Origin of the sequence: Adhaeribacter aquaticus DSM 16391 (assembly GCF_000473365.1) — a bacterium.
Taxonomy (GTDB): domain Bacteria; phylum Bacteroidota; class Bacteroidia; order Cytophagales; family Hymenobacteraceae; genus Adhaeribacter; species Adhaeribacter aquaticus.
Genome location: NZ_KI421517.1, coordinates 3,236,162 through 3,251,660, shown reverse-complemented (window position 1 = coordinate 3,251,660; position 15,499 = coordinate 3,236,162). Strand labels below are relative to the sequence as shown.

Here is a 15,499-nt window from a genome sequence, read left to right as displayed (position 1 = left end):
GTTTGTTTAATCGGTTAAGTAAAATCCTTTTCAAAAATGAAAAATTGAGCCTGTATTTAATTAATTTACACTTATTTAAAAAATTCTTTGTTTTTATAGGATAATATTACTACATTTTGATATCCTAAAACTTTAACATTTCGTATACTGTTGCATGACCATCCAGGAATTTAACAAACAGCATCCTTCTGCCATGTTAGAGTATAACATTGGTTTTAATCCTTTGACCCATAAAAAACAAATAAGTGGGTCTTATATTAAGGATAATGAAAAACATAAAATCGAGATTGATTTGCGGGAAGATCTATCGAGCGAATTTATAGACTTCTTGGAAAACAAATTATTAAACACGGTTCACCGTTCGTTCCTATAAGTTTAATAACCACACTTTAAATTTTACTTTTATATGATTAATAAAACACCTGTTTTAGTTTTACAAATTAATGACACCTATACAACTAAATTTATTCCTACTACTTTAGTAGAAGAATTTAATCATCTTTTTTTATCTGCTCGCTCCAGTGGCCAGAAAGGCATTTATGAGCACGAATACGAGAAATGGATTCTTACTAAAGAAGGATAATTTTTTATTTATAACAGTAAGGTAAACTATTACTTCTCGCTAACCCTTCCTTTTGTAGTTTACCTTTTTTCTAACTTTTTTACTCCCATTGCGAGTCCTTTTCCCAAAAGTAGTTTCCTCAATATTATATTTCGGCTTCGGCCAACTAAACCTGCTAATTTATCCGTATTTATTTATTCAGATGTAGCATTCTGCTTGTCACCTCCTCTGCCTTAAAAAAGGCAAATTAAATTTTATTTAATTTTTGTCATTTTTACAATTACAGGTTAGCTTTACTCAAGTTACATTAGATCAATTAAATAAACCCGGAATGACAAAATAATACCTCTCTGTTTCTATTTACTTTTTTCACCACAAATAAATTACCTATGTTTAACTTAACTACCCGGAGTAGTTTAAAGGAGCAATTCTTTAGGCTAAGTACTCCTTCCTTTCACAAAATTACCCATCAGCTAAAAGCAGTTTTAGTAGCTTTTGTGCTTGTGGGCTTCACCGTAAATGGGCAGTTGGCTATTGCTCAATCTAAAAAAATTATATTTTTGGCGGGTCCCAAAGATCATGGTGCTCCTGGCCGGCACGAATATGAAAAAGATTTACGATTGTTAGCCCAATGCCTGGAAACATCTACTAACTTAAAAGGGGTTACCACCAAAGTAATTGTAGGCAAAGCTCCCAAAGATATAAATGAATTGAAAGATGCGGCGGCTATTGTAATTTTAAGTAGCTCCGACCGCGATACCCGCGAAACCCATCCTCTTTTCCCTCCGCAGCCATCTACCGATGGGAGGTCTTACGACGCTGAAACACAGGCTTACCTGAACGACCTGGACAAACTGGTAAAAACAGGTGTAGGCGTAGTCGTTTTTCATTATGCTAATTGGGTGGAACACTGGAAAGCCCGGGGTTTATTTTTAGACTGGACGGGTGGCTTGTGGGTACAAATGGCTTCCCGCAACCCCAATGATGACTGGACAATTACCTTAAAAAACGAAAGTCACCCGGTATTACGTGGGGTTAAACCGTGGACATATAAAGACGAAATCTTTTGTCGGTTTTTCCTGCCTAACGATCCAAAACGAACGGACCTTTTATTGGGGACTCCCGCCAAATCACCGGTTGGGCAACAGGTAGCGGCTTGGGCTTACCAGCGCGAAGATGGTGGCCGGGGATTTGTTATGGGAGGTGTTGATTACCACTCCAATATGCAAATTGAAGATTACCGGCGTTTTTTATTAAATGGCATTGCCTGGGCAGCGAAACTGGAAGTACCCGCAAAAGGGATACAATCCACCATTCCCAAGGCTCAATAACCTCCTGATCTTAAAACATCCTTTCTGTAAAATATAAGGTTTAATAAATCCACCCTTACTTTTTACCAACTTAGCCATGCTACTTGCTAAAGTAGCAGATGGCGAATTTTTAAAATAGTAAAAACAAATTACACCAAACACACAATAGGAATGTTTTTTAACAATTGTAATATAAAAAAAATCACCAAAGGTGGCTTTTCTGTCAACATCCAACTGACGCTTCTATTAGCGTTAAGTTTAGGTTGCAGCAAAACAACCAAACAAAGCCTTATCGGCGAAACTAATTCCAGCGGCAACAATCAGCATAAAACCTGGAAAGATTATGGCGGCGGCCCCGATCAGTCAAAATATGTACTTCAGAAAGAGATAAATAAATCAAATGTAAACCAACTTAAGGTAGCATGGTTTTACCCTACCGGCGATAAAAGCCAATACCAGTTTAATCCCATTATAGTAGATAATGTGATGTTTGTACTGGCCAAGAACAATTCATTGGTAGCTCTTAATGCCACTACCGGCGAAGAAATTTGGATTCATGCTAATTTGCAAGGTATATCGCGACGCGGGTTAAACTACTGGGAAAGCAAGGACAGAAAAGACCGGAGACTGTTATTTATGATGAATAACAACCTGCAGGCCATTGATGCGCAAACCGGAAAGTCCATACTGACTTTTGGAAATAATGGCATAGTAGATTTGCGGGAAGGTTTAGGGCGGGACCCGAAAACGATTTCCCGGGCACAATCAAGTGGTCCGGGTCGTATTTATGAAAACCTGATTATGTTAGGCTCAGCCACCGGCGAAGATTACTTCTCCACTCCTGGCCACTTACGGGCATTTGATGTGGAAACGGGTAAATTAGTTTGGACTTTTCATACCATTCCGCAACCCGGAGAGTATGGCTACGAAACCTGGCCTAAAGATGCCTATAAATATATAGGCGGAGCTAATACCTGGGGCGAAATCTCTTTGGACGAAAAACGGGGTATTGCTTATTTCCCGGTGGGCTCACCTACCTACGACTATTACGGCGCCGACCGGATTGGAAGTAATTTGTATGGCACCAGCTTAGTAGCTTTAGATGCCCGTACAGGAAAACGGATCTGGCATTTTCAGTTAGTACACCACGATATCTGGGATTATGATCCTACGGCTGCCCCCCAATTAATTACCTTAAACCATAAAGGCAAAAAGATTGATGCGGTAGCTCAGGCCACCAAACATGGCTACCTTTTTGTTTTTAACCGAGAAACTGGCGAGCCACTCTGGCCCGTTGAAGAACGCCCGGTACCACCAAGTGATGTACCGGGAGAGAAAGCCTGGCCTACCCAGCCTTTCCCAACAGGGTTACCTACTTTCTTACGGCAAAAAATGACTGTGGAAGATTTATCACCGTATTTTTTAACCTCAGCAGAAAGAGAAACCTGGACGAAACGAATACAAGCCGCTAAAACCGGCTTATTTACGCCACCATCGCTTAATTACGAAACCATAGCCGTACCAGGAGCCGTAGGGGGCGCCAATTGGGGCAATACCGCTGCTAATCCGGAGAAAGGTATGGTTTATATCTTGGCCCAGGATTTTCCTTCGTTTTACAAACTGGAGAAACGCACTGCTTCGCCCGGACCAATGGCAGCTGCCAATAATGCTTTACTACAAAAAGGCCAAACCCATTATACTCAAAACTGCCAGGCCTGCCATGGTGCCGACCGGCAAGGCTTAAACGGGCCGCCTTTAGTAAATGTGGGTAATAAATTTAACTTCGAAAACTTTCAGCAGGTGGTTGTTTCGGGCCGCGGGCAAATGCCCGCCTTCCAGCACATAGACGAGGGATCTTTACGTGAAATTTACCGATTCCTGGGAGGTAACCTGGGTAATCCGGCGGGGGGCGGCGCACCCGGTGGTTTGGGCCTAAATGCAGGTTCAGTTACTTTACCAAGTGGCCCAGTGGTAGCCTCGGGCGGGGCGCCAGGCGGACAAGCATTAAAACGAGCAGTGGACCCGTTAAAGGCCTACCCGGAAGGAGTAGATGCACCTAAAGACAAATACTTTACCAATTACGGATTAGGCTTTCCGCACATCATGATGCCGCCCTGGTCTTCTATAGTGGCTTATGATTTGAACAAAGGCATAATTAAATGGAAGAAACCATTAGGCCAGGATTTATTAGCCACGCAGGCAGGTGCAAAAAATACAGGCGTTCCCCGTGGTTCGCAACGCAGTGGCATGATTGTAACTTCTAACGGCATTATTTTCTCTACTGCGAAGGATGGTAAAATTTATGCCTTTGATGCCGATAATGGGGAAACCTTATGGACGGGAGAATTACCTACCGGTACCGAAGGCTTACCTTCCATGTATGAAGTAAACGGCAAACATTATTTAGTGGTAAATGCCTCTACTCCGCTTACCTGGGGACCCAAATCCCGTGAAAGTGGCATTGGGGCCGAAGGCCCGCAGCCACAGGGCGGTTATGTAGTATTTGCCTTACCCAATAATTAAAATCAATAACCTAGCTTCCACTGTTGGATTATTACCTTCCAGCAGCGGAATAACTTGTTTACGAATGAAAAGAAGAGAATTTATTTTTAAATCATCGGGTCTGGTTTTATCTGCCTGGGTAGCACCATCCTTAAGTATGGCTTTCCAGAATAAAAACAAAATGGATCGGATTGCCATGGGTACTGTATTATTTCGGTACCGCTTCAAACAAACCAAACCGGCAGAACTCACAACCATCAAAAATGAATTAACACTTTTGGATGTGCCCTCTTTTTACCGCGACCGGTTTGGTATAAATAAGGTGGAGTTCTGGAGTACCCATTTTGAATCGTTGGAGCAACCATACTTGGATAAATTAAAAGGCAAACTTACCGGTTCCCGTTCCAAGCTGATTAATGTACAAGTAGATACCGCTTATAACTTAGCCAGCACCAATGAAGACGAACGGTTAAGAAGCATCGACCATGTAAAAAAATGGATGGATGCGGTAGCTTTTCTAGGTTCTCCTTGTATCCGGATTAACCCCGGCAATAGTGGATCGGTAGAGAAAAGCATCCAGTCTTTAAAAGAGGTTAATAAATATGCTATGAGTAAAAAACTGGTGCTCTTAAACGAAAACCATTTTGGCATTGAAATGAACCCCGATGTGCACCTACGGATCAGGCAGGAAGCCGGACCAAAGAATATTTATACCTTACCCGACTTTGGCAACTACCCGCACGATACTATGTACCAATCATTAGAGAAAATAATGCCCCATGCTTATCTGATTTCTGCCAAGGCTGATGAGTTTAATGCCAATATGGAACATGTTTCTTATGACTTTGACCGCTGTGTACAAATGGCCGAAAAACATGGTTTTAAAGGTATCTATTCCGTTGAGCAATGGAATCGAAACTTTCAGGATATAGACTATGAAAAAGTAGGCGACTGGCTAATTGAACATGTAAAACGTAATATTAAAGCATAGAATTCAAACTATAACAACAGCGCCTCTTCCGGTAAAAGAGGCGCTGTTGTTCCTTACTTGGTAGCTCACCTAAAGTAGAATCAATACTTTATCAAGTAAAGGAATATTCTTTTATATAACATTTCAATAGTTTTTTATAAATAAGCTAAGTTAGACCTATTGATTTTAAACCATTAATGCTTATATTAGAGAAAGTTATTATAATATTCTATGACAGAGACAACTAATAACCCAAAATTGAGTGATGGCTCTAATCAAATTACGCCCTCTGTTGACAATCAATTGGAAGGAGCAATTCAGGGAGAAAATTTAATATTAGATTTTTCAAAAATAGAAAATCTAAGTAGCTCAGACCTGAGTTTGCTTTTAAAGCATCAAAACAATAACAAGAAAATAATTATTCTTAACCCTAACCAAAAAATATTAAGGGTACTTGAAATTTTAGGTTTTGAGCAATTATTAAATGTTGAAATAAAAACCTGAGCTAAATTCTACCTTTCGTACCTTGCCCCTGGCACCTTTTTCCTCCTCCAAAAGTCCCCTGGCAGATTTCCATCTTTAAGTAAACCTGTTTCTATAAATTCTCTAGTTATTAATTAAACAACTTCATTTTAAAGCTTTATACTATTTCTACAAGATTCTTTTGCAGAAAATCCTTAACCAAAACAGGACGTCTTAGTTATACTTAACAGCAATTTTTTTCACCTCCAGCCATGCATGACCTAATGTTTTGAATTTTAATAAGCTAAAAACCAAGCAACCAAAACATTTTAAGACGCACCTAAGAGCAACTAATGACATAAATCAGGAGTCAAAGTAATTAACGAACAGTATCAATAACTTGTACCTGTGGCGTAATAGCATAATAAAACAAGGTTTAGGGACACAAGTAACATATTACCTGTTTTTATCATGCCTTCTGTAATACCGTGCTTAAATCCAATTTTTACAATTGCATTTTTTAAAATTACATGAAAACAGAACCTCTTGTAGGTGCTACCCTTAGTGATATTGTTTTACCTCCCGCTGTACCCCTAATTTTTTATAAAGAAGAACGACGTCCAACTAACTTACCCTTCTCTATTTAAAAAATAATAGGTTCTTTTCGGCAGAAATAAAAACCGTCAGAAAGTGAGGATATTAATTTTATTTCTAGCTATTAAGACAGTTTTTTATATAACTTACCAGCCATATCAGGATTTGGTTAGCAAGATGGCCTAGAAATATTGAACCTAGAAAGGAAAAAGGTAACTACACTATTCTTTACAATCCATCAAATCCTGGATTAGGAATCAATTTAAAATAAGCTGAAGAGCAAATTATTTGATTATACTTATACTTTCATAGTAAATCCGGAAGCAAAAGGCCAAGTTTATAAACAGATAGTAGAGTAAAGGATTAAGTGGCAACAGTACAATTATAACTGAATAAAATAAAGGAGCAACCTTAAAATTGCATTATAGAAAGTTTACCGGAAGGGAAGATTATGCTTAATAAAGTTTTACTTATTGACGATGATGAAATTACCCATGTTATATGCACCTTCATTTTAAAAAAATGTGCTTTTGCAGATGAAATTAAGGTTTTAGATGATGGGCAAAAGGGTATCGGGTATTATGATAACTGGATGGAAAATTACCAGAAAGGCCAAATAGAAAAACTTCCTGATTTAATATTCCTGGACCTGGACATGCCTGTTATGAATGGTTGGGACTTTCTGGAAATGTTTTCCCAACAATTTGCTTCACTAATTCCTCAAACCAAAGTGGTAATACTTTCCTCTTCTATTGATCCGGAAGATTATAACCGGGCTAAGCTTTATAACTTTGTGATTGATTTTATTGGAAAACCTTTAACGGAAGAAACTTTATCAAAATTAAAAGTAAATACGAGGTTGCAAACCTCCTTTTAAAAGGTTGATTTTCCATTAATAATTAATAGCCCAATCTTTAACTTTACTAAACCTATCAAATCCTTCAGAAATTTTCTTCACCTACAGGTGTTTATTTTCTTGATTCTAACTATTTTCAATACAAATAACAATTATGTTTGTCGCTTAATTTAAAATAGATGGAAGATCAAATAATTTCTGAAATCATTCTGGAACAAGTTTTTGAAAATGATTTTATTACCATTCTTTGGGCAAAAGATAAATCATTATTTAACCTGATTTGGAAGCGGCAAATTACCTTAACAGAGCGCAAGGAAGGCACCTTAAAAGCCTTTTCCCTAACCAAAGAACTTCTTATTCATTATTGGCTGATTGACGATCTGCAGCTTTCTTATTTATCTCCTGAAGAAAAAGATTGGATAATAAAGGAATGGATTTATCTGGCTTCCACGTCACCTATTTTAAAGCTGGGAGTTGTTACAACGGAATATTATCCGGCCCTACTCGCAAATACCGATTTTACCCAAGCTTGTAAAACCCTTTATCAATCTATCAGTGTTATTCAACATGAGGTTTTTATTGATTATACCACTGCTTTAAATTGGCTTCTGCCGAAACCAGATGAAGCATACAGCTAATTAGTGTAATAAATTGCTCGGCACGATAAGTAGACGTAATGGTTTACAGAAGTTGGGCTTTAAAATCAAACCTAGTTCCGGAATACTCTTTTCTTTCAAAGCAGTACTTTCTGGTTTAACAAAAGTAAATTAATTCTAATCAACTTTTACCACCACCTTGCCCATAGTTCTTCCCCGCTGAAAATCAAAAATCGCCTCTTGCATTTGGTTAAACTTATACACCTGCCCAATATACTGAGGCTCAATCTGGAGTTCCTGCAATTTATAAAGTAACTGGTGCATCATATCTGTTTGTTCGTAAAGGTAAATAAGGTTAAACCCCATTAAAGACTTATTTTCGGTAGGCAGGCGAAGCGGGTCTATCTTTGGGCGCTTAAGATATTTCCAGTAAAGTTGGGGGAAATTTGGCTTTGCGCTATGGCTGGTAAAACTAGCATTACCATATACAACCATGCGCCCCGTAGGTGCCAATGCCTTCCAGCCTTGTTCCAGAACTTTTCCGCCAATGCACTCCATAATCAGCTTTAGTGGCCGGTCGCCAAGAGCAAGTCTTAGTTTATCATAGAAATTTTTATCCCGCAGTATTACCTCATCATAACCTTCATTCTCCCGTAAGAAGTTAACTTTATTTACCTGACCTACACTACCAATGGTATAAGCCTGGTACTTTTTACAAATCCGGTTAGCTAAAATTCCCACGCCTCCAGCTGCACTATGTATTAAAACCGTCATCTTCTCCTGCAAATTTCCTAATTCGGTCAGGGCATAATAAGCCGTTAGCCCCTGCACCAGGAAACCTGCGCCTTCCTCAAAAGTCCAATTGTGCGGAAGCCGAACCACATACCGATGGTGTATATTAATGTGTGATGCATAGCCACCAAATTTAGTAACGCCCATTACCTGATCTCCTACCTGCCATTCAGTTACTGCTTCGCCTACGGCTATTATTTCCCCCGAGAATTCCAGCCCTGGAATAAAGGAACCACCTGGCGTGGCACTATAAAGCCCCTGCATAGCAAAAATATCAGCAAAGTTTAATCCTATGGCTTTAACCCGTACGCAGACCTCATAAGCTGAAATGGGTACCAACCTTTCCGTTACCAGTTGTAATTTTTTAATAGAACCTGCTTTGGGCATTCGGTATACCTGGCGCTCTTGCATAAGCTAAATCTGAAATAAGTTAAAAGATTTTATTATTCTATCCTGCTTGGGATTATGGTTTCATAATACTTTACGGAAAGACCAAAAATGGGACGGATAATTATCAAAAATCAACCTCCTTTAGCCTACAGGTGGACCTACCCAATGCTCTTTTGACTTTACTTCTAATACTGCTTAAAAGCTAATGAAACTTTAATTATTATTTATAATGGAGCTCCATTTCCATACTAAAATTATCTTAACTACCGACTTCACTCCAGGTAATGCAATAGTTTAACCTTCCCGCTAAAATTGTTAAATCTTGCTAAGTTGGAAATTTTACATTTTATATTTCTTTAAATCCATTTACAATATTATATTATTATTTTAATTTAAATATCACTAAACAATTAAATAGATTCCTTAAAATTTACATTTTTTATAACTTTTCAAGTACCTATATTTGCATTACAATAATAAAACAAACATTTATAGCATATATGGAAGATTTCTCAACAGCCGACATTTTGTGTTTTTTAACTATTTTACTTTGCCTTTTTTCTTTAGGATCTATTGCAGCTAAATACATAAAAAGTGCAAACGAAAGAAGAATACTAATGTACGGCAGAAAACGTAGACGCCGCTTATCCTTTTAATATAGAGCTCCTCCTTAGGAGCTCTATATTCATTTTTTATTACAACGCAGGCCAACCAGATTAGAGCGGGAGCAAGAAAAATGGCTGTTACCCATTTAACCAGCCATTTTGATTAGCCAGCTTTTTGGGCAACAGCCTAAGAATATATTTAGGACAGCCGATTAAAACTGTATAAAAGCCTGAGGCAGCAATTGCTTTATCCGGACTTTTTCGGAATCAGAAATTGGGTTGCCCGCTAACAAAAGCGTACGTAATTTTTTCATTTTATTTAAATTACGTGGCAAAGCAGTTATATGATTATGGCTAAGGTCTAATAACTCAAGGTTGTCCAGATTAACTACTTCTTTGGGAATAGATTTTAACTGGTTATGACCCAATAATAAAACCTGTAAAGCTTTTGCTTGGCCTACTTGCGGAGGAATAGCAATTAATTGGTTAAAATCCAGCGAGAGGGTAGTTAATTCTTTCATCTTGAAAAGATTAGCTGGTAATTCTCTTAGCTGATTCTGCGATAAGGAAAGATCTTTAAGTTCTTTCACACTGCCTATTTCAGAAGGAATAACCTCTAAATGATTGTACCCAAGATTTAAGGTATGCAGCCTGGGCATCTTTTTTATTGCTGGATCAACAGTTCTTATTTCATTATGATTAAGGTCTAATACTTGTAAGCCGGATAAATTACCAAAACCATTTCCCAGCTCAGCCAGGTGATTGTAACTTAAATCTACTTGTTCCAGATTTTGAAGAGAATAAAAAGCAGGCGGCAAATCTCTTATATTATTTTCGCTTAAATTAATTTCCCGCAATTGCTTTAACTGAGCTATTTCAGGAGCTATATCCGAAATTTTATTCTTCATAGCATTTATAAATTCCAGCTTTACCAGTTCACATATGTCCGGAGAAAAGCTGTAGTAATTTTGCTGCCGTATATTTAACTGATATACTTTATCCTTTTGCGCTAAAGCTTCCGGTACATTGTAAAAAGTTTGCTGGGGGGCTTCTGCTATCTCGGCTGCTTTTAATTCCTGGGCTTTGGTTACTTGAGCAGCAGCTATTATTAAACTAAAAGCTATACTTATACCTGTTATTAAATCCCTTTTCATCATCCTGCATGCATTTAATATAATTTATATTTTTAGTGTAAAGACTAAAGCACTATAAGCTTAAACTACCAACTAGACTAGCCTACAAAGCATAAAAGACAACGGACTTGCAGCCCGTTGTCTTCCTATATTAATTTTCAAAAGATTACTCTGCCTGCATTAAGCGAGCGGTTGCTTCCTGGCCGTTTAAGATTAACCGCACCAGGTACATAGAATTTTCTGCCATAACTGCTGGCTTAAATTGGAATACATGTTCCCCTTTTTTAAGAACCCCTTTAGCCAGGGTTTCTACTTTTAAGCCGTGCATATCATACACTTCCAATAAAGCTTCTGCTTCATTTGGCATATTTACCTTTACCTGGGTATTATTCCGGAATGGGTTTGGAAAACTAGCAACGGTAGCCAAGGCTTCTTTTCTTTGCGTCTGGTTGCCATTTTTACCTAAAAACTGATTACGGGAAAATACAATGGTTGTAGCGGTATTAAATACGACATCCTTACCGGCAGCATCTTTGGTTACGGTAGTATTGCCACTGCTGGCATTCTGCAAGGAAATGAATCCGTATTTAAAATCCGGGGAGAAGGTAAGCCCGGTTGGTTCAGAACCGGCCGGTGAAGTCATAAATAATTCTACTTTCGGATTTTCTGGCGTATGCTCTGGTCTGATAACCCAAACATTATCGCGGCCACCATCTTGTAAAGCCCATAAGTTGCCTTCGTTATCAAAGGTCAAATTATCAATCCCGGTTCCCCAATCTTCTTTTTGAGTACCACCGTTATAAGCAATTTCGTATTCCTGACGGGTTACCCAAGCTTCTATTTCAGAAACTGTTTCGCCGTTATCTTTAAAGCGCCAGATATCACCGGTACCTTTGGTGGTAAAATACATTTTTCCATCGGGCCCGAATTCAATATCTTCCGGATTCCGCCAGTTGGTACCTAATGATCTGCCCAATACATAAGTATTATTGCGATCAGCTTTGGTGGTGTTAGGCACCTGCACCCAGGTTCCAGTTGTGGCGGTTTCACTATCCCGTTTTAATACATAAAGTTTACCTGCCGACAGGTTGCCTGCTTCATCGGCTACAAACTTATATACCCCATTAGAACCACCGTCTTCCGCCTGATAAATGGTTTTCCGGTCAGAACCAATTGCAATATTTTCGTGGCTCATGCGGCCCATGGCCCAAAGTTTATCTGGTTTTCCATCGCCGTCATAGTCCATTATTTTTCCGGTTACCGGATCAATCTCTACCTGCCAACCCACATCTTCATAGCCATCCTTATTTAAATCGGCCCGGTTAGTTGTTTCTTCGGAAGTAATAACCGTACCCCAGGGCGTGATACCACCAGAACAGTTACGGGTAGTTTGTACCAGTGGCGAAAAGTCTACTTTCCGTACCGCATCTACTACCCAAATATTAGCTGATTCGTCTAAATGAATATCCAGAATAGAAACGCCACCGGGAGTATTTTCGTGGTTGATAGAAAGATATCCTTCTTTACTGCTACCATTCTTCCCTACATAAGCCGTAAAGTCATTACCAATAGGCATCGGAGAGCCATCCTGATAAGTAGTTGAGCGAGATTTTGCCAGTAACTGAAAGCTGTGGGTTTCGAAAGGTATAACAGTAGTGCTGGTCTGTCCGGTTGGCTTTACTGAAATAAAGCTGCCGATCTTGTTTTTATTAGGCACTCCCGCCACAGCTGATTTCTGAGACTGCGCAACCACTTTCTGGTTACAAACGCCTGCAGAAACCATCGCTGCAACTAAAAAACTTCCGTAAATTTTTTTCATTGTTGTTTCTTTGTTTGAATGGTTCAATTCAATGCCCAAAACAACTCTCCAGACGTTACTTTGAAGTTAGAATAATATTATGGAATTGTTATTAAAACCCGCTTAACTAATAATCCTGCTATTTTCCTCCTGCATTACCCTATCCTTAACAAAAGCATAACTTATCCATAAAGGGAAGTTAACAGCCCCCTGTTTTCTTTGTAAACTATACCAACAAAGGCATTATTATTTTATCCTATTTAAGTTGGTTGTCCGATTAAATAAGGCCGCTTTAATTTATAGCAATACGTTATAGCCCCTTTTTCTCATTCCGTTTATGCATAATAATAAGCTTGCCAAAAATTTAAATATTAACCTAAAACTCCTGCTACTAGTACTTAGTGTCGGCTTGTTTAGTGTTGTTTTTTTAACCTCCTTTATTGCTGAGCCTGAAAGTAAAATACCTGTTATAGTAAAAAGTAAGTTTGTACAAGATATTGACCTACTAAAACAACAGGCGCACCAACTAACTTTAGCGCTTGAACTCCTTCAAAAAAACAAATTAACGCAATCCCAAATTCAGGACAATTTTCATCGGGTAAAAGCTACCTATAAACAAGTGGAGTACCTGCTGGAATATTTAGATCCGGAACTAACAAAAAGCATTAATGGCCCCCCCCTTCCAAAAGTATTAATAGAAGATGCTAATTACTTGGCCTTAGGTTTTCAAAAACCAAGTGTACGCACGTTCCCGCCACAAGGCCTGCAGGTACTGGAAGAACTTTTATTCAGCGAAACAATTGCTCCGGAGCAATTGAAAAATGGTCTTGTACTTGCCTATTCCCTGAAGGAAAAAATACTCTTATTTTCGAACAACCTCTATAACCAACCCATAACAACTAAACAATTATTAGAAAGTATGCGGGAACAACTGGTAAGGGCCATGACAATGGGAATAACCGGTTTTGATGCCCCTGCCGCGGGAAAAGAAATAGCCTACACCGCTATAGCATTGCAACCTGTATTGTCGGCAACGGAATTGTATAGTAACACCAATAGGAGTCAATCCGAAAATTTTGGCTTGCAAGCAGCACAGCAACTTAAAGTGGCTATAACCTATTTAAATCAGCATCCAGACTTTGATGCTTTTGACCGGATTTATTTTATCAGGGAATTATTGGACCCGGCTTATGCTTCCTTAACCCGGCTACAACAACAAGTAGCTCCTGAAAGCATAAACCAACTACTTAAACCAGTAAATGATAAAGCTATAAGTTTATTTAGTTTAGATTTTTTACTCACTAATTATTACGCAAAACAAGACCGGCAAGCCCATAACCCCGCATTAACTGATTTAGGCAAAACGCTTTTTTTTGATCCCCTGCTTTCTTCAAATAACAATAGATCGTGTGCCAGTTGCCACGCTCCTGCCAAAGCCTTTACCGATAATGTGCCGCTTAGTGTTGCTTTTGATTTCGCGGGAACTGTTAAACGTAATGCCCCTACCTTGCTTAATACTATATTCAGTACCGCTTACTTCTGGGACAGCCGGGCGCAATACCTACAAGACCAGATACCATCCGTGGTTGTTAAAACAGATGAACTGCATGGAAACTACGAGGATATTGTAAAAAAGCTTAATCAAAGCCCGGCTTACAAAAACACCTTTAAGCTAGCCTTTGCCGACCAAGCCGATTATTCTATAAATGCCAACACCATTAATCGGGCTATTGCCGCCTATCTACAAAGTTTAGTTGCTTTAAATTCGCCTTTCGACCAGTACATGCGTCACGAAACAGCTGATTTACCTGCTGCCACCAAAAGAGGCTTTAACTTGTTTATGGGCAAAGCTGGCTGCGGCACCTGCCATTTTGCGCCTATTTTTAATGGCACAGTACCTCCCCGTTTTCTGGAAAGCGAATCTGAGGTTTTGGGCGTAACTGCTACTTCTGACTTTGCCAATCCTATCCTGGACACCGATATCGGGAAAGCAGGCAATATACCCGCAGATGTTTACCAATATTCTTTTAAGACTCCTACCGTTAGAAATGTAGCCGCAACAGCTCCTTATATGCACAACGGAACCTTTGCTACTTTGTTAGAAGTGGTAGAATTTTATGACCGGGGTGGCGGTGCCGGAATGGGCCTGAACGTACCACACCAGACCTTGCCGGCCAATCCTTTAAACCTATCAGATTCAGAAAAAGAAGATTTGATAGCTTTTATGCAATCTTTAACCGATTCCACCTTCACTACTTCTGTTCCCAGAGTATTACCAAAATTACTTTTTAATAAAAAATTAAATAAACGTTTAGTTGGTGGCTCCTATTAAAATACCCAAACTTTCTGGCAAATAGTAAATAAACCATTTCAAGCCTAGGAAACTAAAACTAACAGATTAAAAGAACACAATCTAGTTTGACAACCATGCGATAGCACCAGATTTGTCAGTAAAAGATTGCAAATCAAAAGTTAATAAACCTGCAGTTTTCACATGCTGAATATTATTCTGAGCCATATGTTCTACATGGGAACTTGGTGATTGCAAACGAGCTAACTTGCGGATACGGGTGGTTTTCAAACCGGAAACCAAATAAGTGGTAATTTCTTTTGTTTCTTCGGGCGTTACAGAAATAAGAGTTTTAGAAGAATCCAGTAAAAGTTTCTTGATATCATAATTCCTGATATTATCCAGCATAACATCAATACTTTGCTTTATTTCAGTTAACAAATATCCATGTAAATCCGGATATGCAACCTCTAGAATATCAGTAGCTGGATTATAATTTAAAGTAATCAGTCCGTTGGAGTGCAGGATCATATTTATTATGACTAAATATTCGGTTTCTTGTTTAATATAGTTAACCTATCCAACCACCATACCCACCTCTCATTTAATTTGTAAACGTAAGTCTATATAATAATTTGT

13 protein-coding genes are annotated in these 15,499 nt (G+C 38.7%); 9 read left to right on the top strand and 4 right to left on the bottom strand.

Annotated elements, in window-relative coordinates:
* The first annotated feature begins 154 nt into the window (after positions 1–154).
* From ADHAQ_RS0116670 to ADHAQ_RS0116630, 8 genes are all read left to right on the top strand, one after another.
* Positions 155–373: a hypothetical protein gene (locus ADHAQ_RS0116670; RefSeq protein WP_026463906.1), complete on the top strand. Its 219-nt coding sequence runs from the start codon at positions 155–157 to the stop codon at positions 371–373.
* 33 nt (positions 374–406) lie between these two features.
* Complete coding sequence (locus ADHAQ_RS28165) at positions 407–583, top strand: hypothetical protein (protein WP_157433444.1); 177 nt, start codon at positions 407–409, stop codon at positions 581–583.
* A gap of 368 nt (positions 584–951) precedes the next feature.
* Positions 952–1,893, top strand: a complete 942-nt coding sequence (locus ADHAQ_RS26060) for a ThuA domain-containing protein (RefSeq protein WP_051359987.1) — start codon at positions 952–954, stop codon at positions 1,891–1,893.
* Between the two features lie 150 nt (positions 1,894–2,043).
* A complete protein-coding gene (locus ADHAQ_RS26055) occupies positions 2,044–4,395 on the top strand; it encodes an outer membrane protein assembly factor BamB family protein (protein WP_051359986.1) in 2,352 nt (783 codons plus the stop codon).
* Between the two features lie 64 nt (positions 4,396–4,459).
* The gene (locus ADHAQ_RS0116645; protein ID WP_084523881.1) at positions 4,460–5,365 is read left to right on the top strand and encodes a sugar phosphate isomerase/epimerase family protein; all 906 of its coding nucleotides are present in this window, start codon (positions 4,460–4,462) and stop codon (positions 5,363–5,365) included.
* A gap of 210 nt (positions 5,366–5,575) precedes the next feature.
* Positions 5,576–5,848, top strand: coding sequence for an STAS domain-containing protein (locus tag ADHAQ_RS0116640; RefSeq protein WP_157433443.1), 273 nt, complete (start codon positions 5,576–5,578; stop codon positions 5,846–5,848).
* A 1,003-nt stretch (positions 5,849–6,851) separates the two neighbouring features.
* The gene (locus ADHAQ_RS0116635; protein ID WP_026463903.1) at positions 6,852–7,277 is read left to right on the top strand and encodes a response regulator; all 426 of its coding nucleotides are present in this window, start codon (positions 6,852–6,854) and stop codon (positions 7,275–7,277) included.
* 158 nt (positions 7,278–7,435) lie between these two features.
* Entirely contained in the window at positions 7,436–7,894 is a 459-nt protein-coding gene (locus ADHAQ_RS0116630; protein ID WP_026463902.1) for a hypothetical protein, read from the top strand.
* Positions 7,895–8,029: 135 nt separating this feature from the next.
* On the opposite strand, the gene ADHAQ_RS0116625 is transcribed toward ADHAQ_RS0116630, so the two are convergent.
* The 3 genes from ADHAQ_RS0116625 to ADHAQ_RS0116610 form a co-directional block, all read right to left on the bottom strand.
* Positions 8,030–9,055, bottom strand: a complete 1,026-nt coding sequence (locus ADHAQ_RS0116625; RefSeq protein ID WP_026463901.1) for an alcohol dehydrogenase catalytic domain-containing protein — start codon at positions 9,053–9,055, stop codon at positions 8,030–8,032.
* 796 nt (positions 9,056–9,851) lie between these two features.
* Entirely contained in the window at positions 9,852–10,796 is a 945-nt protein-coding gene (locus ADHAQ_RS26050) for a leucine-rich repeat domain-containing protein (RefSeq protein WP_084523879.1), read from the bottom strand.
* Between the two features lie 142 nt (positions 10,797–10,938).
* Entirely contained in the window at positions 10,939–12,591 is a 1,653-nt protein-coding gene (locus ADHAQ_RS0116610) for an alkaline phosphatase PhoX (protein WP_026463900.1), read from the bottom strand.
* A 316-nt stretch (positions 12,592–12,907) separates the two neighbouring features.
* On the opposite strand from ADHAQ_RS0116610, the gene ADHAQ_RS26045 reads away from it, so the two are divergent.
* Positions 12,908–14,902: a cytochrome-c peroxidase gene (locus ADHAQ_RS26045; protein WP_051359984.1), complete on the top strand. Its 1,995-nt coding sequence runs from the start codon at positions 12,908–12,910 to the stop codon at positions 14,900–14,902.
* 81 nt (positions 14,903–14,983) lie between these two features.
* On the opposite strand, the gene ADHAQ_RS0116600 is transcribed toward ADHAQ_RS26045, so the two are convergent.
* Positions 14,984–15,391, bottom strand: a complete 408-nt coding sequence (locus ADHAQ_RS0116600) for a hypothetical protein (RefSeq protein ID WP_026463899.1) — start codon at positions 15,389–15,391, stop codon at positions 14,984–14,986.
* Between the last annotated feature and the right edge of the window lie 108 nt (positions 15,392–15,499).